Source organism: Nitrospirota bacterium, assembly GCA_016194305.1.
Lineage (GTDB): Bacteria > Nitrospirota > Nitrospiria > JACQBW01 > JACQBW01 > JACQBW01.
Genome location: JACQBW010000009.1, coordinates 1 through 20,542, shown reverse-complemented (window position 1 = coordinate 20,542; position 20,542 = coordinate 1). Strand labels below are relative to the sequence as shown.

General features: G+C 45.8%; 20 protein-coding genes. 4 read left to right on the top strand and 16 right to left on the bottom strand.

Annotation, left to right across the window (positions count from 1 at the left end):
• Positions 1–23: 23 nt before the first annotated feature.
• The 6 genes from HY200_04295 to moaC all read right to left on the bottom strand — a co-directional run bounded on the left by HY200_04295 (position 24) and on the right by moaC (position 5,104).
• On the bottom strand, positions 24–1,046 hold the full coding sequence (locus tag HY200_04295; protein ID MBI3594155.1) for a hypothetical protein: 1,023 nt from the start codon (positions 1,044–1,046) through the stop codon (positions 24–26).
• 109 nt (positions 1,047–1,155) lie between these two features.
• Positions 1,156–1,524 carry a hypothetical protein gene (locus tag HY200_04290; protein MBI3594154.1) on the bottom strand — a complete coding sequence of 123 codons (369 nt, stop codon included), beginning with the start codon at positions 1,522–1,524 and terminating at the stop codon, positions 1,156–1,158.
• Between the two features lie 43 nt (positions 1,525–1,567).
• Positions 1,568–2,209, bottom strand: coding sequence for a histidine phosphatase family protein (locus HY200_04285; GenBank protein MBI3594153.1), 642 nt, complete (start codon positions 2,207–2,209; stop codon positions 1,568–1,570).
• A gap of 201 nt (positions 2,210–2,410) precedes the next feature.
• Positions 2,411–3,205: an ABC transporter permease gene (locus HY200_04280; protein ID MBI3594152.1), complete on the bottom strand. Its 795-nt coding sequence runs from the start codon at positions 3,203–3,205 to the stop codon at positions 2,411–2,413.
• The gene (locus tag HY200_04275; GenBank protein ID MBI3594151.1) at positions 3,178–4,542 is read right to left on the bottom strand and encodes an ATP-binding cassette domain-containing protein; all 1,365 of its coding nucleotides are present in this window, start codon (positions 4,540–4,542) and stop codon (positions 3,178–3,180) included. Before HY200_04275 ends, HY200_04280 begins: the two co-directional genes overlap by 28 nt.
• Positions 4,543–4,600: 58 nt before the next feature.
• Complete coding sequence (gene moaC, locus HY200_04270; GenBank protein ID MBI3594150.1) at positions 4,601–5,104, bottom strand: cyclic pyranopterin monophosphate synthase MoaC; 504 nt, start codon at positions 5,102–5,104, stop codon at positions 4,601–4,603.
• Between the two features lie 717 nt (positions 5,105–5,821).
• On the opposite strand from moaC, the gene HY200_04265 reads away from it, so the two are divergent.
• The 4 genes from HY200_04265 (at position 5,822) to HY200_04250 (ending at position 8,974) form a co-directional block, all read left to right on the top strand.
• Positions 5,822–6,070, top strand: a complete 249-nt coding sequence (locus HY200_04265; GenBank protein MBI3594149.1) for a MoaD/ThiS family protein — start codon at positions 5,822–5,824, stop codon at positions 6,068–6,070.
• Between the two features lie 81 nt (positions 6,071–6,151).
• Positions 6,152–6,589 carry a molybdenum cofactor biosynthesis protein MoaE gene (locus tag HY200_04260; GenBank protein MBI3594148.1) on the top strand — a complete coding sequence of 146 codons (438 nt, stop codon included), beginning with the start codon at positions 6,152–6,154 and terminating at the stop codon, positions 6,587–6,589.
• Positions 6,590–7,016: 427 nt separating this feature from the next.
• A complete protein-coding gene (locus HY200_04255) occupies positions 7,017–8,453 on the top strand; it encodes a sigma-54-dependent Fis family transcriptional regulator (protein ID MBI3594147.1) in 1,437 nt (478 codons plus the stop codon).
• 50 nt (positions 8,454–8,503) lie between these two features.
• Entirely contained in the window at positions 8,504–8,974 is a 471-nt protein-coding gene (locus HY200_04250; protein MBI3594146.1) for a diguanylate cyclase, read from the top strand.
• 10 nt (positions 8,975–8,984) lie between these two features.
• Here the strand turns inward: HY200_04250 and HY200_04245 are convergent, their stop codons facing one another.
• From HY200_04245 to HY200_04200, 10 genes are all read right to left on the bottom strand, one after another.
• A complete protein-coding gene (locus HY200_04245; protein MBI3594145.1) occupies positions 8,985–10,400 on the bottom strand; it encodes an amidophosphoribosyltransferase in 1,416 nt (471 codons plus the stop codon).
• Positions 10,397–12,622 carry a phosphoribosylformylglycinamidine synthase subunit PurL gene (purL, locus tag HY200_04240; protein ID MBI3594144.1) on the bottom strand — a complete coding sequence of 742 codons (2,226 nt, stop codon included), beginning with the start codon at positions 12,620–12,622 and terminating at the stop codon, positions 10,397–10,399. Before purL ends, HY200_04245 begins: the two co-directional genes overlap by 4 nt.
• A complete protein-coding gene (purQ, locus tag HY200_04235) occupies positions 12,619–13,299 on the bottom strand; it encodes a phosphoribosylformylglycinamidine synthase subunit PurQ (protein MBI3594143.1) in 681 nt (226 codons plus the stop codon). Before purQ ends, purL begins: the two co-directional genes overlap by 4 nt.
• A 196-nt stretch (positions 13,300–13,495) precedes the next feature.
• Complete coding sequence (locus HY200_04230) at positions 13,496–13,879, bottom strand: response regulator (GenBank protein ID MBI3594142.1); 384 nt, start codon at positions 13,877–13,879, stop codon at positions 13,496–13,498.
• 244 nt (positions 13,880–14,123) lie between these two features.
• Positions 14,124–14,966: a GAF domain-containing protein gene (locus HY200_04225; GenBank protein MBI3594141.1), complete on the bottom strand. Its 843-nt coding sequence runs from the start codon at positions 14,964–14,966 to the stop codon at positions 14,124–14,126.
• 39 nt (positions 14,967–15,005) lie between these two features.
• Entirely contained in the window at positions 15,006–16,112 is a 1,107-nt protein-coding gene (locus tag HY200_04220) for a chemotaxis response regulator protein-glutamate methylesterase (GenBank protein ID MBI3594140.1), read from the bottom strand.
• A 128-nt stretch (positions 16,113–16,240) separates the two neighbouring features.
• Complete coding sequence (locus HY200_04215; GenBank protein ID MBI3594139.1) at positions 16,241–17,110, bottom strand: protein-glutamate O-methyltransferase CheR; 870 nt, start codon at positions 17,108–17,110, stop codon at positions 16,241–16,243.
• 8 nt (positions 17,111–17,118) lie between these two features.
• Positions 17,119–19,122 (bottom strand): HEAT repeat domain-containing protein, encoded by a 2,004-nt coding sequence (locus tag HY200_04210; protein ID MBI3594138.1) that lies wholly within the window; start codon positions 19,120–19,122, stop codon positions 17,119–17,121.
• An 18-nt stretch (positions 19,123–19,140) separates the two neighbouring features.
• Positions 19,141–20,211 (bottom strand): response regulator, encoded by a 1,071-nt coding sequence (locus HY200_04205; protein ID MBI3594137.1) that lies wholly within the window; start codon positions 20,209–20,211, stop codon positions 19,141–19,143.
• A 103-nt stretch (positions 20,212–20,314) separates the two neighbouring features.
• Positions 20,315–20,542: chemotaxis protein CheW (locus tag HY200_04200; GenBank protein ID MBI3594136.1), on the bottom strand; the 228-nt coding region annotated here is incomplete at its 5' end.

The window sequence follows — 20,542 nt, the reverse complement described above, 5'->3', positions numbered from 1 at the left end:
GCTTTTCTCTCCTTCACATCTCATCATTTTATTCCTGTCAATACGGTGAACGGGCTTGGTTCTTTCAGATCAACTCGACTGACTCGGGTAAAACCAACCTCTTTCATCCATTGGGCGATTTCTTTTTCTGAATGAGCAGCTCCTCCGGGGGTATGCAAAAGTTGATTAACTCCAATCAGCGCGGAAAGAAGCGGACCCGTTTTATTCGGGTTTAGCATCTGATCCTGGGCAATCAAGAGCCCTCCCTTTTCGAGCGATTGATACCCTTTTCTCATGATTGTCTTCACCATTTCCGGAGATTCCTGGTTCAACATCGAAGAGAGGAGAACAACGTCGTTCCCCTCGCCAAAATCGTCTCTGAAATAATCTCCCTCGCGGGTTTTAACGCGATCGGCAATCTTGTAGTTTTCAATAATCTCCCGGGTAATCTTTAAAGTTTGCGGCGTGTCAAAAACAATCCCTTTTAAATTCTTGTTCACTTTGCACATCATAATGGTAAAAATCCCTGGTCCGCCGGCCACATCGAAAAATTGCTTTCTCCCTTTCAGGGGAACCCGTTTGGCTAACAAATGAGCCTGAGCCAGACCCCTGTAATGCATTCCCATGATATAGGCACGTGTCGATTCGTCCCCCTGCTCGTGAGGTTTTTCGACGACGGGTTTGCCGGTCAGAACGGCGTCATAAAGTCTTCCCCAGGTCGGGTACCACTCTTCAAACATCAAGGGGATTCCCCCCTGATATTTTGGACTGTTCTTGACCAGAAAAGTCTTTGACAGGAGGGTGTTCTTATATTTTCCAGATGAACTTCGGTCAAGAAGTCCGAGCGAAACGGCGGCAATTAATAATATTTCAAGCCCCCGGACATCGGCGTCACACTCTTCGGCCAATACCGCGGCTGTTTTAGACTGCGAACCGAGATGATTAAATACGTCGAGGCGGACCGCGGTATGAATGACTTTCGAACTCCAGTATGCAGAGCTCAGTCGCGCTACGGCCATCGGATCAAGCGACGATTTGGCAGAACTTTTCCCTTTTTTTGTTTTCATCAAAAAGTCTCCAGATGCAGAAATAAGGGGTGAGGCATGAGGGATCAGGGGCAGGGAATTTGAACTCGCATTCCCTCCTTTTTCCTGCTCCTCACACCTGACTCACTGATTAATGGGCGTGACCATGTTCCGAATGATCGTGGCTATGTTCGCCATGCTCATGATCATGGTCATCATCATGTTCGTGTTCATCAATGTTAAGACCGGTCAAAAACATTTCCGACTGAACATCGTCGAGCTTGTTGATCAATTTCATCAGAGCGGCCGCATGTCTTTTCTCTTCGCGAACGATCTGAGAAAGAACCGCGGTCACTTCATTGACCATCGGAAATTCTTCATCGGCGATCACTGGAATTTGAGCTTCAATTTTTGTAATGCTCCTGAGCTTTTCAACCAGATCATCCCTTAAATCCGCACACACTTTTTCTTCATCCGACCGAACGCCATGAGCCTGACCGTGAGAATGGTTATTGCACATTTTACTCCTCCTTCGTTTAGTTATTGCTGGTTTAGGTTATTATTTATGGTTGTTGTTCAAAGGGAATCACGCCCAGATAACAGAGATTCCCCCATTTACTGGTATAGTCAATTCGCGTGGCAGACGCATAACCCAAAATAATTCGCTTGTGATTGTCTTCTGCCATTTCCATCGCCTTACTGACGAGGACTCTAATCGGCCCGACATGAGTGACCACCGCAATCCGCTGAAAAAGATGTTCTCCTTTAATCTGCTCGACTGTCCTGACAATTCGGGCTGCAAATTCCTTCCATGATTCTCCGCCGGGCGGAGAATAACCGAGAAGATTCTCTTTCCAGTTTCTAAACTGGTCCGGAAACTGTTCTTTGACTTCGGCCGGAGTTAACCCTTCCCACTGGCCCATTGCCCGTTCTTCAAGCCCAGCTTTGGGCGTTATTTTGATATTCAAACCCTCCGAAATAAAAGCCGCCGTTTCCATCGTTCTATTTAACGGCGAAGAATACAAAAATGGAATACCCGATCCTTTAATCCATCGACCGAGCCTTTCGGCCTGTCCCTTTCCTTCGAGACTTAAATGCGGATCGTCTTTTCTGCTGTAAAAACGTTCGTCTGGAAAATCAGTCTTTCCATGCCGTAAATAGATCACCGAGGTGGCCGCCTCTTTTTCCCTGATCCTCTCCGACATCGTAAATGAATCATCCTTTGCTAAACTTCAGACTGTTCAAATAGCTTCAGTTGTCCCCTGCCAAGGACTTCCTCAATTATAAAGCTTCATTTTGAGGGTCGCAAGCCGCAGAAACGAGACAACCGGAACGTATATGACACGTACGTGAAGATTGCCGAACGACGAGAACAATTCAAATGAAGTTAGTTCAACAGTCTGTCTCTAATCGTTTTGCTGTTGGAGGAAAATCGAGGTCGCCCAAACCATCGTCCCCAGAGCGAAACATAATATCATTAAAAAACTAAATAGAAAAGGGACCGAGAAGTCTCCCTGCAGGGCCAGCCGGATACCATCCACAGCATAACTGACCGGATTAATCACGCTTAAATTCTTTATCCAATCCGGCATAAAATATTGAGGAATAAATGCCGAGGAAAAAAACATGAGCGGAAGGGTCAACATGTTTCCAACGACCACCAAAGGTTCTTCCCGTTTTAGCTTCATGGCGAACCCATTCGAGAGGGCGGCAAAACCAATTGCCAACAGAAGGATTTGAACCAAAACAGACAAAAAACCAAAGAATCCCCCGTGAATTCTCACTCCTAAAACTGCCGCTAGAGCAAAGATGATGAAAATTTGAATGAGAACCGTGACCGCAGAATGGATCACGCGGCTCAAGACGATTGAAATCCGCTTCACAGGCGTCACGAGGACCTTGTTGACGGTTCCAAAATTGATTTCACGCAGGAGAGAAACCCCTGACCAGGAGGAGCCGAAAAGAACCGTCATGACTAAAATCCCAGGCGTTAAAAACTCAAGATAGGATGAAGAAGGGAATCCACCGAGCTGAACCATATTTTTGAAAAGCTCTCCAAAAATAATTAACCAGATAATCGGCTGGATCAATCCAAAGAGGGTCCAAAGAGGCATTCTGAGGGTGATCCTCATATATTTCTCAAACTGGTACCAGGTATCGTAAAATAGCGTACTCATTTGGTTTTGGATTTGTTCGCCCACCACTCCTTCATTTCTGCTTCGGTCCATTTTCCGGATTGCCAGGACGATTTCGAGGGGCTTGCGTCGCCCCCTCCACCGGCGGAGCCGGCTGGAGCCTCCCCCTCTCTCTCGCGTTGCTCGCTGGTAAATCCATTTTTCGAGGGGCTTGCGTCGCGAGCGACCTCATCTGCGGGCCCGCTCGGAGCTATCGCTCCTTCGATGCCCCCAGACCCCACATCCGGACTGGCAGAGTCAGATCCCTGCTTTCCTGCGGAGATGGATGATTTCTCCCCGTCCTGCTCGTCGGAACTTCCCTCTTCATTTGTTTTCTGCCACTTTTTCCATTCATCATTTCCCTGACCCGATTTTTGCCATTTCTTCCACCACGGCTCGGCTTCGGTTTCTTCCTTTTTGTTTTCGAGGCTTTTTCCGGTATACTTCAAAAACACATCGTCCAGACTGGCACGGGAAAAGGAGATCGTCTCCACTTCCAATTTGATCGCCTCTGCTTCGGCCATGACTTTGAGCAGGGCATCCTTCCCGTTTCGCACATACATTCTCACTTCGTTACGGTCAAAAACCAGGTGGTCAATATAGGGTTTGAATTTAAAGTGATTCCATTTCTCGGTTTGCAACTCCCTTTTTTCTGCCGACTCACAGACAAAGTTTATGGAATCACCTCCCATTTCTGATTTCAGTTTTTCAGGCGTGCCAATGACCTTGAGTTCGCCCCCTTCAAGTATCCCTATTCTTCCGGCCAATTTTTCAGCCTCTTCCAGATAATGAGTGGTCAAAAAAATGGTCATTCCAAAATTTTTATTGAGGTTCCTGATATAATCCCAGAGGGTCAGTCGGCTCCTCGGATCGAGGCCCAGAGTCGGCTCATCGAGAAATAATATTTTGGGTCGATGTACCAGAGCCGTAGCCACATCAAGCTTTCTCTGCATCCCGCCTGAGTAGCTGGAAACCATCGCATCCGCGACCTCTTTCAGATCAAACAATTCCAGGAGTTCATCGACTCTCTCCCGAATCAGGGAACTAGGCAAATGGTAAAGCCTTCCCTGCAGTGTCAGATTCTCTCGACCGGACAGAAAGTAATCCACCCCGGCTTCCTGCGCAACATAGCCGATGTTTTCCCTGACCCGGGTCGGATTCACAAGGGGATCGATTCCAGCGATGGCAAAAGTGCCAGCGGTCGGACGAGAAAGCGTTGTCAAAATCTTTATTGTCGTGCTTTTTCCGGCCCCGTTGGATCCGAGAAAACCAAAAATCTCTCCCTCCCCGATCTCCAGATTCAAATTCTTGAGCGCTTCAACCCCTGATGCGTAGGTTTTAGAGAGGCCTTTTAATGAAATCATATTGCCCAAATATCCCGGTAGAATTTTCGAATATCAGAATCTTTTGCCTGAAGTAAAATCAGTCCTCTTTTCTGACGAAGGTGCCCGATTTTCCCCCTGTTTTCCGGACTAAACCGACACTTCCAAAACTCATCTCTTTATCAATGGCCTTACACATGTCATAGATTGTAAGCGCTGCAATGGAAACCGCCGTTAAAGCTTCCATTTCAACTCCGGTCTGTCCTCTTAATTTCACTGTCGCCGAGACCTCAATAGAACATTTCCCTTTCTCATTTGGCACATCATTCTCTTTAAAATCGATATCGACACTGGTCAGGAGGAGGGGGTGACACATCGGAATCAGATCTGGCGTTTTCTTTGCTCCCAGGACACCCGCCACCTGGGCGACCGCTAACACATCTCCTTTTGCTATCTTTCCCTCTTTTATCCTCTTAAAGGTCTCGGGTTGCATATAAACGATCCCTCTGGCAAGCGCAGTCCGTTCGGTATCTTTCTTCTCGGAAACGTCTACCATCCTTGCGCGCCCTTCCGCGTTAAAATGAGTGAGTTCAGAATTTGACATAACTATTTTTCCTTTCCAGATCTGGTTTGAATTTCAAGATTCCTCTAAAAGGGAGACCGTTTGTGATATGTTAATGGATTAAACAATGCAATCGGTATACCACTCATTTAAGTTGGCTTAGTATATCAGATCAACTTTGAAAAGCCTAATTCTAAATCAACAAAAGTGAAGCAAAGTGGAACCGCAATTGTGGTGAAGCCTCTAAAATCGACAGGAACTGAATTCTCTCAACGTATTCATTTTATTCATTATTCAACCTATTCTTTCACTTTCTTGTCATGCCGCACCTAAGAATCTTTGTCACCCCTTCCGGATCGATTCATCAGATTGGTTTCTCCTTTATTATTTTGAATCGGTTTATCCCGCTAACCTGTATTTCCTCAAACCCTTTGAAAAAAGAGGATAAAAGAGAAAATATTGTCCTATATTGAGAGGTTCACTCATCCTGGGAGGGACAACTCTGCCTTGGGAGTTTTCTTGATCATGAATTAAATCAACATCATTGTAATTGTTCAAATTCCGGTATTAATTTTGCATGCATTCTATTCTTAGCACTCTTAACCTCGCTTCGCCGTTCTTTCGTTTTGTATGGTGGCGAAGAAAGGGTGCATGGAGACCTGTAACCGTTGTCTACCCGGGAGGCGCTTGACAAGTTAACATTCGATACGGTATCTTACAGATCAGGCTTTAAAAATTCAAATTAAGGAATTTCGTTCTATGGTTATTGTGAAATTTTTCGCGGTCATGAAGAAATTGGTGGGAAAAGAAAAAATCGAGCTCCAGATCGACACACCGACGACTCTCAGAGACGTCTTGAACCAGATTGAAAAGGAGATCCCCAAGATCCGGCAGGTCATTAAAGAAGGTCGATCGCTCATTTCCATTAATCAGGAGATGTCGGATGAAAACACTATTGTCAACAGCGGAGACGAAATTGCAATCCTCCCCCCCTTTGCCGGGGGGTAAATCCAGTCCAGTGAATGTGAATGATTCAAAAACGGGCATCACAAGCTCCTGATGCCCGGAAAACAGGGGAAGGAGAACCAGATGCAGAATATCACGACAGAATGGGTTAGAATTCAGGAAGATGATTTTTCGCTTGAAGAAGAATATAAAAAGGTCAGAGAAAGTTCCAAGCGGATTGGGGGAATCGTCAGCTTTCTAGGCACTGCCCGGGATTTCTCCCAAGGAAGAGATATTAATCAGATTGATTTTGAGTACTATCCCGGAATGGCAGAAAAGAAATTAGCTGAAATCCGTGAAAAAGCCCTAAAAGATTACGATATCATTGAAGTCAATATTGTCCACCGTGTAGGAAAAATTAGCATCGGTGAACAAATAGTTTTGATTGTCGTCGGCGCAGAACACCGCAAGGACGCTTTTCGAGCCTGTTCCTGGTGCATCGATGAACTAAAGAGAATTACGCCGATCTGGAAGAAAGAAACCACGCCTCAAGGGGATGTCTGGGTCGAGCAACATCCTTAAGCGCCCTTATTTGATTCAACTAAAGCAGACCGGAAACCCTTTTCCGGTCTGCTTCTTCTATTACTCCTAAAACAGAACCTTTCTATACCATTTTTCTACCTTATATCACCTTTAAATCTATTTTTAACCACTTTTATCTCGATTTTTGTCAATTACACTTGACATGAGTTATCCAGAAAGTTTAATTTGTGAAAAGATATGTAAACTTTTTCATACCCCTAAACACGAGAAAGTAGAAAATAGTTTCCCAATATATTTCAAAAATAGGATATAATTAGATTTAGAAGAACTCTTTTCGCTTTTTTTACAACTCTAGTCCATAATTCTTGAAGAAAAAAGCGAACCCCAAAAAATATGTTGGAAAAAGTTTTCAGAAAAAACATACTCTTGGGGTATAAAATTTGCTTTTTTGAGGTTTAATAAGGTAATGCAAAGAAAAATCTTATTATGGTCGTCTTCGACTCAATCTGCTGTGGAGTCGATTTTGAAAACAGCCTATCCCGCTTTCAGAAAGGTGAGAAATGAAATCGAGCTTTTCAGGGAACTCGATCTTAATCATGCGGCCCTGATTATCATCGGGGATTCGATTATCCGGTCTGGTGAATGGAGTGAGGTTTTCAAGAAGACAAGATCTCTTTTTCCGAATTTGAATTATTTGCTCACGGCAACATCCGACCTGATTGGTCCCCTTGAGGAGGAGTTTAGAAATTCCGAAAGCATTGATTTCCTGAAACTGCCGGAAGAGACATTACTGCTGGAAGAGAAGATTCGCCGTTCGTCCCAGCCCAAGACGGTCATTCTGGAACCAGAACTTCTAGTCCAGTCAGAAATGATTAAGGAAGATGCTCAAAGCTCCAATGATTACGGACATCTTTTGTCCCACAGCAAGAAAATGAAGGATGTATTAAACATCATCAATCAGGTTGCTGAAACCAATATTACGGTGCTCGTCAGAGGGGAAAGCGGGACAGGGAAAGAACTGGTATCCAGAACGGTCCATGCGAGATCCTTAAGGAGGGAAAAGCCGTTTGTGAAGGTGTTGTGTGCGGCGCTTCCCGAAGGTTTGCTGGAAAGCGAATTGTTTGGTTATGAAAAAGGAGCCTTTACCGGAGCACATCGAAGAAAACCGGGGAAATTCGAATTTGCAAACCACGGAACCATTTTTCTTGACGAAATCGGAGAGATTCATCCGATACTCCAGGCAAAACTGCTACAAGTCCTGCAGGATGGCGAATTCTCCAGAATCGGCGGTGAAACGGATGTCAAGGTGGATGCCAGGGTCATTGCGGCCACCAATAAGCAGCTTGAAAAAGCCGTTGAAGACGGATCATTCAGGGAAGACCTCTTTTACAGGTTGAACGTTGTTTCGATTCATCTCCCTCCGCTTCGGGAAAGAAAGGAAGAGGTCCCGGTGCTGGCGGAGTATTTTTTTAACAAATATTGTGAACAGTACAACAAGAAAAAACACCCTCTATCCGACCAGACATTGAAGCTCTTGCAGGACTATGACTGGCCGGGGAATATCCGGGAAATGGAAAATACGGTCAAAAGAATGGTGGTTCTGGAAAACGAAAATATTATTCTTCAAAAAATTAATGAAAAACAGGTTGAATCGATTATCCCGGTTCCGGCCTTGCCACACCCTCTCATACCGGCCATTCAATCTGCCGATTCCGAAACGAAACCTGGCTTTTCTTTGAAAGAGGTTGGAAAAGATGCGGCAGGAAAGGCGGAGAAAGAACTGATTCAGACCATCTTGAATCAAACACACTGGAATCGAAAGAAAGCAGCCCAATTGTTGCAGATCAGTTATAAAGCGCTCTTATATAAAATTAAAAAATATGAACTCAATGACGTCATTTAAATGTTTGAGCTCATCATTTTCCATTTAAGGAAAGGAAAGGGGGTGCCCATATGCCAGGATCATTCACCGCCGTTGTGAGTAGTGACCTCTTCAAGTATTTGCTCGATCTTGAAGTCAAGCGGGCCACCCGGTATTCTTATTTTTTTTCATTGCTTCTCATTGAAGTAGATCAGGAACTCGAAAGAACGGAGTATCTGGATACGATTGCCAAGCTGATTCTGGACGAAATTCGGGAAGTGGATATCGTCGGCAGAATAGAATTCAATCGATTTTCCGCCCTATTACAGGCAGAAACGAAACAGGCTCATCTTATATCTGACCGGATTAGAAACAGAATTGTCAACTACTCTTTTCTTTCCGAAAATTTGAATCAAAAACAGGAAATCACCATCAGCGGAGGCGGCGTCTGTTTTCCTACCCATGGCGTAAACTCAAACGAACTCAATTCTCAGGCCATTCACCTGCTCGGGATGGCCCAGTCCGAAGGAGGAAACAGAGTCTACTTCTCGGGGCTTGCCTGAAAGAATAACTTTATTTTGTTTCGAAGAGAGAGAGCTGATTTCGCCGTCCGTCCTGGATCGGAATCGGATAGTCCCCGGTAAAACAGGCCGTGCAGTATTCTGCGGGGCTGAATGCCTTGATAGATCGGAGAAGTCCTTCCATACTCAGATAGGCCAGGGAATCGGCAGTAATGAACTCCCGGATCTCTTCAATAGAATGGGTAGAAGCAATCAATTCTTTTTTTGTCGGTGTATTGATCCCGTAGAAACAGGGGGAGACAATCGAGGGAGAGCTGATTCGGAGATGCACTTCTCTTGCTCCCGCATCCCTGATCATTTTGACAATCTTCATGCTGGTTGTTCCTCTCACCAGCGAATCGTCGATCACAATGACTCTTTTCCCTTTTAGTACTTCCTTCACCGCGTTTAGTTTTATCTTGACCCCAAAGTGCCGGATGCTCTGTTCCGGCTCAATAAAGGTCCTTCCTACGTAATGATTCCGGATTAAGCCATATTCATAGGGAATTCCCGAACCCAAAGAATAACCGAGCGCCGCCGAGGTGCCGGAATCCGGTACCGGGATCACCACATCCGCCGAAACCGGAAACTCCCGGGCAAGTTCCAATCCGAGTCTTTTTCTGACTGCATACACATTTTCCCCGAAGATAAAACTGTCCGGCTTCGCAAAATAGATGTGTTCAAAAATACAAAAAGCATGCGGCGATTGTTGGAATGGGGAGTAAGAGTTCACTCCTTTTTCATTAATCAAGACGATCTCTCCGGGTGCAATTTCCCGGATATACTCCGCCTCAATAAGGTCAAAAGCGGAACTCTCAGACGCAATGACATAACCTTCTCTCAATTTTCCGAGAGAGAGAGGGCGGACGCCATACGGATCCCGGACTCCGATCAATCCCTCTTCTGAAAGGAAGACTAGAGAAAAGGCTCCTGAAACACGGCTAAGGGCATCGGTCATTCTTTGAATAAGGGTATCACCTTTGGAATGGGCAATCAGGTGGACGATCACTTCGCTATCGACCGTCGACTGAAATATGGCTCCGTATGCTTCGAGTTCATCTCTCAAAATATGGGCGTTTGTCAAATTACCGTTATGGGCCATTGCGAGCGTACCAAGCGCATAGTTGACCATCAGCGGGTGAACATTCTTAAGGGTGTTCCCTCCAAAAGTCGAATATCGATTATGGCCGATGGCCATCGTACCGGGGAGCTTTTTTAAACTTTCCTGGGTAAAGATATCGGAAACCAGTCCAACGCCTTTTTCAATATGAAAATCTTTTCCATTTGAGGAGACAATCCCGGACCCTTCCTGCCCCCGGTGCTGAAGGGCATAAAGTCCCAAATAGGTCATTTTGGCCGCCTCGGGGTGATTATAGATTCCGAATACGGCACACTCTTCGTGCATCTTGTCAAAAATGAGTTCTTTCATCCATTCACCATCATTTTTGGTATGGCATTTCGCCATGATTCTGTCAACTCATCCAGCGGAATAGAAATCCAGGAATTGATGACCAGACTCTCTGATTTTACCACTCCTACGATCATAAAAGGAACCCTATGTTTTTTTGATATGGCTTCAATCAACTTCACATGAGCAGGCGGCGCGGATATGATAATTCGCGATTGCGATTCACCGAATAACAGGGCGTCCGGACGAAGAGGCGTGTCCGGTAATCTGATTTCGGCCCCTTTGGGCAAAGGAGAAGCGATACAAGACTCCGCAAGTGCAACAGCCAGTCCGCCTTCGGAGCAGTCATGGGCGGAATGGACCAACTCTTGATCGATCAGCTCGAGACAAAGCTGATGCAGTGCATATTCCTCATCCAGATTGATCAGTGGAGGGAATCCACGCTCCTGGTGGTGAACAATCCTCATATATTCCGTCCCTCCCAGATCTTCCCCCGTTTTCCCCAGGAGGATGACCACGTCCCCTTCACTCTTAAAGAAGCAGGTCATTCTTTTCTCGATATTTTCCAAAAGACCGATCGCCCCGACTGTGGGCGTCGGATAGATGGCCACCCCTTTGGTTTCATTGTAAAAACTGACATTTCCACTGACCACGGGTGTAGAGAATTTTCTGCAGGCATCCGCAATGCCCTCAATAGCCATGGAAAATTGCCACATGATATCCGGACGCTCAGGACTTCCAAAATTCAGGCAATCGGTTATCGCCAGCGGTTTAGCACCTGTACAGACCAGGTTTCGACAGACTTCGGCCACTGCAATCATTCCTCCGACATGCGGATTCAAAAGGGTATAGAGGGAGTTTCCTCCAACAGAAACGGCGATCGCTCTCGTTGAACCTTTAATCCGGATCAATGAAGCGTCCCCGCCAGGCCGAATCGCCACATTGGTTTGAACCATATGATCGTATTGGTCGTAGACCCACTCCTTGTTCGCAATGGTAGGAGAAGCCAGGAGTTGTTTTAAAACCCGGTTGTAATCCTTTGGAAGGTGGATGAGATCCATCTGCAATGTCTGAATCGATTGCTGATAAGGGGGAAGACCTAACGGCCTTTCGTAAACAGGCGCATCTTCAACCAGCGCAACCACCGGAATTTCGGCAAAAAGCCTGTCTCCTGATTTGATCCGGATCTTTCCATCTCCGGTCACTCTTCCAATTACGGCTGCGTCAAGATCCCATTTTTCAAAAATCTCCAGGACCTCTTTCTCACATCCCTGCCGGGCGACCAGAAGCATTCTCTCCTGTGATTCTGAGAGCATAATTTCGTAAGGCGTCATCCCGACCTCCCGAAGGGGGACTTTCAAAACGTCCATTTCAACTCCGGTTCCCGCCCTGCCGGCCATTTCGCAGGACGAGGAGGTTAATCCCGCAGCTCCCATATCTTGAATCCCCACAACGATATCTCTGGACATCAACTCCAGGCAGGCTTCAAGAAGGAGCTTTTCTGTGAAGGGATCCCCGACCTGAACCGCCGGTCTCTTTTCCATCGACGTATCATTGAATTCCGAGGAGGCGAGAAGACTTGCTCCATGAATCCCGTCACGTCCCGTTTTAGAGCCAACATAAATAATGGGATTTCCAACACCTGCCGCCTGGCCAAGAAAAATCCGGTTCTTCTGGACCAAACCGAGACAAAATGCATTCACCAGAGGATTTTGGTCGTAAATATCGTAAAAGCAGACTTCACCTCCCAGTGTGGGAACACCCATACAGTTACCATAACCCGCAATTCCGGAAACCACCCCGGCGAAGAGGGTTCTGTTTTTCGCTTTTTCAAGCGATCCGAACCGGAGCGAGTTCAAGAGCGCAACAGGTCTGGCCCCCATTGTAAACACATCCCGAAGAATTCCCCCGACACCTGTCGCGGCTCCCTGATACGGTTCAATAAAAGAAGGATGATTATGGCTCTCCATTTTAAAAACTGCGGCCATGCCCTCTCCAATATCGACAACCCCGGCGTTTTCACCAGGGCCAAAGATAACCCTTTCTCCTTTGGTCGGAAATTTCTTCAAATGGATGCGGGAACTCTTATAACTGCAGTGCTCACTCCACATGACGGAAAATATTCCGAGCTCCGTAAAGGTCGGAACCCGATCCATTAATTTGACGATCTTCAGATATTCGTCTTTCGTCAGACCATGATCCAACGCAAGTCGTTCGTCAACCGGTGGTTCTCCTCTGATCATTTTCGGGCCCCCGCTAAATGACTCATCATTGAAAGGAAAATTCTTTTGCCATCTTCCGAACCGAGAATCATTTCAGAGGAACGGTCCGGGTGAGGCATCATCCCTGCAATATTTCGTTCAGAGTTACAGATCCCCGCTATCCGGTCGAGCGAACCGTTGGGATTGACCGAGCCACCATATCGAAAAAGAATCTGACGATTTCGTGTTAACTCTTCCAGAGTCTCCTGATTGCAAAAATAATTTCCTTCCGCATGCGCGATTGGAATCTTTAAAATTTCCCCTTCCTGATAAAGGGAGGTAAAAGAGGTTTCCGAGTTTTCTACACGGATCAGGACGTCCCTGCAGATATATTTCAAGGATTCATTTCTCAACAAGGCACCCGGAAGAAGTTTTGACTCCACCAGAATCTGGAATCCATTGCAAATTCCGAGGATCAAACCCCCTGCCTCCGCGAATTTCATAACCGATTTCATAACCGGAGAAAATCGGGCAATGGCACCTGTCCGAAGGTAGTCACCATAAGAAAAGCCGCCTGGAATAATGAGGGCGTCAATCCCTCCAAGCGTGGTTTCCTTGTGCCAGATCATTCTCACTTCCTGGTTCAGCAGGGTCTGAATCACGTCGGCACAATCCTGCTCGCAATTTGACCCTGGAAATACAAGAATGCCAAACTTCAAATCTTTAAATTTCCTTTCTAAGTCCTGGTCCGGCAGAGAAAGCATATTTAGCTCTATTTCCTGTCAAAAAAGAGATTTGAACCGGACCAGAAGCCTATCGATGGGTGAATTTTGGATAAAGAATGAACTAAAAAAGTACCACTTGGTGAGAGGATCGTCAAGAGTTGATTTGATTGTGACGAGGCAAATGGAGGCCTTAAGCCACCTCCATCTTCAATAATTCTTTCACTTTGGTCAAAAGTGTATTGGTCTGAATCGGCTTGGTGAGATAGGCATTGGCCCCCAGCTTTAATCCCTTTTCTTTATCAACCTCCGCTCCTTCTGTCGTCACGATGATTACGGGTATGGACGCATAGTTAGGATCTTTTCTGATGATACTGAGCAGTTTCAAGCCATCCATGAGCGGCATATTGATGTCTGCAATGATCAGATCGAACTTATCTTCTGCCATTTTCTTTAATGCGTCGACGCCATCGGTGGCCTCAACTATTTTAGCATCATGAATTCTTTTTAAACTAAAAGTAACAAGCTGTCTCATCGTAGGAGAGTCTTCCACGACCAGAAATGAATATTGACTCATTGTATTTTCCTTTCTCTGATAAGAGGGGCTCGGGTCGCCACCACCACGGGCAGAGCCGGCCGGAGCCTTCCCCTCTCTCTCGCGTTGCTTGCTGTTTTCATTTATAAAAGCGGATTGTACCGATCCAGGATGCCCAATGGCCCGCACCTGTTTACGGCTCTTATTGCAAATTCCCGTATCAACATTTTCCCCTTCTTGCTCGCATGACATACTGGGGAGATTAAATGAATTGTCCCGGATGCGATCAACTCTTTTCCCGTCCACTCAGAAGATTTATAAAACCATGAATGGTGGAAAGTTTTCTTTCTGATTGAGAGTAAAGTCTGGAACTGAAAATGGCAGTCGCCGCATGGCCCGCCAGCATCGAAAACAGCTCGTAATCGATCCGGTTTAATTTTTCCTTTTTCTGCTCCAGGAGCGAAAATACAGCAATTACCCCCAGGATGTGTTCCTTGATTTTTAGTGGAATACAGACGATCGGATAAAGCGGATCTGCCATTGGAATATTTTTTAGATCAGAGACGAAATGAGACTCGCCGGTTTTTCCGACATTGCCGATAATTCCCTCTCCCATTTTCACTTTCTTAAACTCGATTTGATGGAGCCCTTCCGAGGCGACGACGGTCAAATCGGGAGACTCTTCTTCGCGCAATAGAATCGCGCATCGATCTGCTCCGACCAGGTTTAACAAGACCTCGAGAACAATCCTCAAAACCTCCTGGTAATCAAGCGTCGAGTGAAGCTGATAACTGGCAACATAGAGATTCGCCAGGTTATTGTTTTCCTCTTCTACTTCGACATACCTGCTGGCAAAATCCTTGTTTTCCGCCTCCACATCTTTGTATTTGTTCAAGATGTCCATTTTCTCTTTTTCGAGCTGACGGATCATTTCAGCCATCTTTCCTGTTTCCGCCTGTGAAGTGGAATTTTTTCTAGACTGATTGACCTCTTCTTCAAGCTGAACGACCCGGAACCGAAGCTTCTCGTTCGTAATCAGAAGTTCGTGGGTAAATTCCTCTCCCTTCTTGAAAACCTTTAGGAAATCTTCGGCTTTCCGTAATATTTCTCCATCTTTCTCATTATCCACGTTTTTGTCTCCTTGTAATAAACAATAATGCTAACCACATTATTGGCAGATCCGGATAATCTGATCTGCCATTTGATTGATTGGCACGACTTTATCTATCAAGCCCAGCTGGGCCGGAACCCGGGGCATCCCATAGACGACAGCGGTCTCTTCTGACTCAGCGAGCGTTGCTCCTCCATATTCCTTAATCTTTCTGATCCCTTCCGTTCCATCGTTTCCCATTCCGGTCAGGATGACGCCCAACATTTCCTTGTGATAAATCGAGGCGAGGGATAGCATGGTTTTGTCAATCGATGGAATATACCGGTCTCCCGATTCTTTGGGGACCAGATGAAATTTGATTCCGTCGGGCGCAGAGACCGCGGTCAAATGGTTTCCTCCCGGGGCAACGTAAACCCGACCAGCCTGAATTCCTTCCCCCTCCTCGGCTTCCATGACTCTCAACTTGCTTAACGAATCGAGCCGCTGTGCAAAGGAACGCGTGAAATTCGGAGGCATATGTTGCACGATCACTATAGGAACTTTCAAGTCTTTCGGAAGCGATGACACGATCAGCTGAAGCGCCGCAGGCCCTCCCGTGGATGCGCCAATGACAATAATCGATACGCCGCGAGCCTGGATAGCCGTCGTTCCCTGAATGTCGGAACGCTGACCTGCCACTCGGCCCTTTAGTTGAATTTCCTTCGGTTCTTTTTCCTGGACCTGCGGCTGATAAATGGAAACCTGTTTCTTTATCGCAGTTCTCGGAATTTTACTGATGATCTCTATTTTTTTGATCAACTCATCTTTGACATTAAGAAGATCTAACGACGCCGTTGCGCTGGGTTTAGGAATAAATTCCAGCGCCCCGAGTTCCAGCGCCTTGAAAACATTCTGATTATCACTGCGGGAACTGATAACCAGCACCGGAAGAGGGTGATTTTGCATTAACCAGACCAAAAATGAAAATCCGTTCATCTCCGGCATCTCGATATCCAGCGTGATCACATCAGGGGTTTCCTTTTCAAGAAACTTGATCGCTTCAAGTCCACCGTGAACGGTTGCCATCACTTCAATATGGGGCGTTTCAGAGATCATAATTGAAATGGATTGACGGACAAAAGGAGAATCATCAATGACCAGCACCTTGATTTTTGAACGACTCACAACTCTTTCCTCTTATTTAAGGGGCTCGCGTCTCCCCCTTCACCGGCAAGGCCGTTAAAGCTTCCCCCTCTCGCTCGCATCGCTCGCTGAGCAATAGATCACAAGAAGGACTTACCACCTTGGCGCTTTTATTTACTTGGTTTTTGGTATACCATATCTTTTTTAAAATGTCTCAATTCGAAATCGGGACTGATATAGCTCAGTGATTCCGAATGTCCAAGCAAAAGAAATCCGCCAAATTTTAACTTTTCGTAAAAAGTGGAAATCACCTTTTTCTTGATATCCAGATTGAAATAAATAATGACGTTTCTACAGAAAACAATGTCCATTTCATTCAGAAAAAACATCTTCCCCGGATCAATCAAGCTGGCGTGAAAAAAGTTTACCTTTTCTCTGACTTCGTCTTTAATTTTAAATCCGTTGTTCTCTTTCGTGAAATATTTCATCATATATTCGGTCGAAGTCGACCGGAATGAATTGGCCTGATAAACTCCCCTTCTTGCATATTGAAGCACTTGTTGGGATATATCTGTTGCAAAAATTTCGATCCTCCAATCTTTCAATTCAGGCTTATCGAGCAAAAGCATCGAGATGGTGTAAGCCTCCTCACCGGTTGAACATCCCGCAGACCAGATCCGGAGGTTTTTATGAGCCTGATTTTTCCGGATTGTTTCTTCAAGCACTTCATCCGAGAATGTGTCCAGCTGCATGGTTTCCCGGAAAAAATAGGTTTCGTGAATCGTTAGCAGATCAATCGCATGATAGAGTTCCGAATCCCGGTTCCGGTCATACTTCAAATAAAAATAATAATCTTTGTAATCATTAAATTGTTTCTTTAATACGGATTCTTTCAGCCGGGACCGGACAAACTCTTTGGATTTGTCGTCAAGCGTCACACCCGCTTTTTGAAGCATCAAATCCTGAAAAAGACGGAAAGTCTCGTCGGAAAAGACAAGATTCTGTTCCGCTTCCAATGTCTCATTCGGCGAAACGATCATTGATCTGCTCAACCTAGAATTAATTCAAGTGCATAAAGTGCGGATTGCCTGACGATCTTATCCGGATCTTCTTCGGCCAATTTTTCGATCGTGGCAAAAGCGGGCTTGTATTTTAGCTTCCCCAAAGCTCTGATCGCGGCCGCCCGGATATTCCAATTCAAATGATTCATATATCCGATTAATTTTTCTCCGCTCGAAAAATCTCCTGATTCACCGATCGCGATAATTGCCGCACTCTGGACTTCAAGATCCTCGCTTTTCATTTTTTCCATAAATAAGGGAATATTCTCGGATTCGTGAAAGTGAGAAAGCGATTCCATCGCACTGATCTGGACCACGCCGATAGGGTCGCTCATCAGTCCTATCAACTCCTTTTTTGATGCAGCCGTCCTGACCTTGCCGAGCAATCTCGCAAGAAAGGATCTGACCCAGATTGATTCATCCTGTTTCAAATTCTCAATAAATGGATCTAGCCGGATTTCAGGTCGATCCTCCAGGCAGGACAGTGCTGCCATACGGACTTCTTCAAACTCATCGGCAAGCGCAAAAATTACCCACTCTTCTATATTGACGTTTTCCATGGCTTTGAGCGCTAACAGGGTTTCCTTACGAAACACAGGATCCTGGTCCTTCAGAAACAGAGCCAAATTGGGGACTGCTTCTTTGGCTTTCATCAGTCCGATCAATCGAATGCTGTTTAAGCGAACATTTTCCTTTTCATGTCCCAATAGTGTGATGCATTCCAAAATCAGGGTCCGGTCTTTAAATTTTCTAAGCGACTGTATGGCTGCTTCCTGAACGTTGGAATAAGGGTCATCCAAAAGTTGTATCAACATCCTGGTTGCAACAGGATCTCCAAGTTTACCCAGTGCAATCGCCAGAGATTGCCTGACGTGGCCAATCGGATCGGAAACCATTTTAAAAAGTGGCATAACGGCCTTCCGATCACCTATTTCTCCCAAGGCCCGAATCATACCCTCCCGAACAACTCCTTCATGTTTCGGAAGCGCCGCAAGGAGCGGTTCAACAGCTCCTCTTTTCATTCGGGTGATCGCCTGGATCGCTTCTTCCCGATAGGGGCCTTCCAGAAAGGGAATCAGTAACTGAATGCTCAGAATTTCCCCCATCCAACCGAGAATCCGAATGGTGCCACGAATCAACTGTTCCTCTCCCTCGGAATTTTGAAGGAGATCAAACAGAAAGAGGGACATATCCTTATTATAAACTTCTCTAAGCCGGCCTATGATTTTAACTTCGTTTTGCTGAATCATCTGTTCCTGCAGTCGAATCACCGCCTCAATGGCGGCCTTTTTTATCTTGGGCGTTCCATTTTGAAGAGAATTGACAATCGGGTTCAGCGCAGACAAATCACCCAGCTGACCCAGTGCTTTCAGAGCAGGCCGATCCAGAACGCTCTTTCCGAGAAGCCGTATAATCGGTTCAACTGCCCGGGTGTCACCGATCTGTTCCAGACTTCGAAGTGCCGCGAAACTGAGCAGTTGGTTCTCATGGGTTAAAAATTGAATCAATTCATCAACTGACCTGGGTTCTTTCAATTTTCCCAGCGCCTCAATGGCCGCAATTTGAATATTCGGATTCGGATCGCTCAGGCATTGAATTAAAAGGTATGAAGCGCTCAGATCACCGGTTTCACCAAAAATATCAAGGCAGATCTTCTTGATGTCTGCGTTCATTTCCCGGTAATGGGTCATGAGTGCGTGAGTTACTTTTTTACCCAGAAATACCAGGATTTCAAAAAAGGCGTTCTTCTCTCCCGGATCGATTGAGTTTTTCAGTTCATTAATCAGGAAATTGGTCAAATCTTCATCAATCTGAAATTTGGAAATGGCGTTAGAGGCCTCTTTCCGGACTCTCCATTCCGGCGATTTAAGCGCTTCCGTCAAAAGAGGGATACTTTCGCGTCTCTGCTCATTTCCAAGCTGTTCAATCGCCTTCAATTGAATCTCAACAGAAGGGTGATTTAGATCCAGCGTCGTCTGTTCATTCCCCATATTTCCTCGCTCGGAAGATTAATTTCCTTTTTTCAACATTTTTATTTTCCGGTCTACCAGATCCCGTAAGGCTTCCTGAAGATATTGCGTCTTCTCCCGAACTTCCTTTGAGACTCTTTCACGGTAGAGTTTTTCAGCCTCGACCATGTCGTCTTTCAAGAGCTCCTCAACATTTCCGTTTTCGATTCCCTCTTCAATCGTCTTTTGATTATAGAGTGCAATATCCGAAATAATCAGGCGGGCAAATCTCTTCGCCTCCTCATGTTTCACATTCTCCTCAGGTGTTAATACTGGCGTCGTTTCCGGAGGAGCCGCTGACACTTCTGCCACTTCAAGGGCTGAGCCGATATCCGGATTTTCAAAAGGATTTCCGGATTCTGGCAGAGCGGCCACTGTCGATAATTCCGTTTCGGGGGCCACTTCACATGTGGATGGTTGCTCTAGCAGACTTTCGGATGCCGCCGACTCGAACACTTCCGGAACGGGAGGAATTTCGGTTTGGATCTCGGGTGGAAGCGTATTATCCGTTTCCCTCACGCCATGCCGGGGCGATAAGGATTCTTTATCCATCACTTCCACGGAGGAGTCTCCAGGCAAAATTCTGTAAGAAACAGGAGAAGTCTCGTCCGTACGGAGCAATTTGTTGAGTTTGGTCAAGAGGCCGTCTTGAATGTGGTGCCTCTCGATATAATCATCCGCGCCATAAAGAGAGGACGGAGCGCGTTTGTATCGCGTTTTGTCGTAAATTGCTGAAACCAGGATTACTTTTGTCGCTTTGAGCCGTTGGCTCTTCTTAATGATCTCGCACACTTCAAATCCCAGGACTTGCGGAAGCGCTACGTCGAGATACGCAATTCCCGGATGTTCTTTTTCAAGTAGAGAAAGCGCCTCTTTTCCGGTTGAAGCGATATAGACGTCATAACCTGCCCCCGTCAGCACTTCCTTCATAACATCCTGAGTCGCCTCTCCGTCAACAGCCACAAGTACTTTTAACCTTTCGGAGTTCTTAGGAGATGGCGAAGTTCTCTGAGAGGCTTCGACCTTTTCTTCAAGTTCGGACTCCAGCTCCATCTTCCATCTGATTTTCATTTTCGAATGGCAGTTGGGACAGGTAACTTCTTCCAAATAAACACCTGGGCTTTCCGGTATTTCAAATCTAGACTTGCATTTTGCACACGTCATCATTTTTTTCTTATACCCCTTGATTGGCCATTTCATAGGTTTCGAGGTCCAAAATCCTCTGAATATCCAGCAGCATGATCAATTCTCCCTGATGTTTGAATATTCCTTTCAAGAATTTTTGTTCTTCCTTGTTTTCAAAACTTGCCGCCTGAAGATGCGAGCTGTTGAGATAGAGCACATCCTTCACTTTGTCGACGATCAGTCCCATCAAGGTACTCTTAAATTTAATAATCAGAAT

What these genes read in the sequence shown, in the direction of transcription:
- HY200_04205 (MBI3594137.1), bottom strand. Translation starts at nt 20,211, where the DNA reads ATGAAAATCAGATGGAAGATGGAGCTGGAGTCCGAACTTGAAGAAAAG.
- moaC (MBI3594150.1), bottom strand. Translation starts at nt 5,104, where the DNA reads ATGTCAAATTCTGAACTCACTCATTTTAACGCGGAAGGGCGCGCAAGG.
- HY200_04245 (MBI3594145.1), bottom strand. Translation starts at nt 10,400, where the DNA reads ATGAAAGAACTCATTTTTGACAAGATGCACGAAGAGTGTGCCGTATTC.
- HY200_04230 (MBI3594142.1), bottom strand. Translation starts at nt 13,879, where the DNA reads ATGAGTCAATATTCATTTCTGGTCGTGGAAGACTCTCCTACGATGAGA.
- HY200_04275 (MBI3594151.1), bottom strand. Translation starts at nt 4,542, where the DNA reads ATGATTTCATTAAAAGGCCTCTCTAAAACCTACGCATCAGGGGTTGAA.
- HY200_04215 (MBI3594139.1), bottom strand. Translation starts at nt 17,110, where the DNA reads ATGATCGTTTCGCCGAATGAGACATTGGAAGCGGAACAGAATCTTGTC.
- HY200_04260 (MBI3594148.1), top strand. Translation starts at nt 6,152, where the DNA reads ATGCAGAATATCACGACAGAATGGGTTAGAATTCAGGAAGATGATTTT.
- HY200_04285 (MBI3594153.1), bottom strand. Translation starts at nt 2,209, where the DNA reads ATGTCGGAGAGGATCAGGGAAAAAGAGGCGGCCACCTCGGTGATCTAT.
- HY200_04290 (MBI3594154.1), bottom strand. Translation starts at nt 1,524, where the DNA reads ATGTGCAATAACCATTCTCACGGTCAGGCTCATGGCGTTCGGTCGGAT.
- HY200_04265 (MBI3594149.1), top strand. Translation starts at nt 5,822, where the DNA reads ATGGTTATTGTGAAATTTTTCGCGGTCATGAAGAAATTGGTGGGAAAA.
- purL (MBI3594144.1), bottom strand. Translation starts at nt 12,622, where the DNA reads ATGATCAGAGGAGAACCACCGGTTGACGAACGACTTGCGTTGGATCAT.
- HY200_04295 (MBI3594155.1), bottom strand. Translation starts at nt 1,046, where the DNA reads ATGAAAACAAAAAAAGGGAAAAGTTCTGCCAAATCGTCGCTTGATCCG.
- HY200_04210 (MBI3594138.1), bottom strand. Translation starts at nt 19,122, where the DNA reads ATGGGGAATGAACAGACGACGCTGGATCTAAATCACCCTTCTGTTGAG.
- HY200_04250 (MBI3594146.1), top strand. Translation starts at nt 8,504, where the DNA reads ATGCCAGGATCATTCACCGCCGTTGTGAGTAGTGACCTCTTCAAGTAT.
- HY200_04255 (MBI3594147.1), top strand. Translation starts at nt 7,017, where the DNA reads ATGCAAAGAAAAATCTTATTATGGTCGTCTTCGACTCAATCTGCTGTG.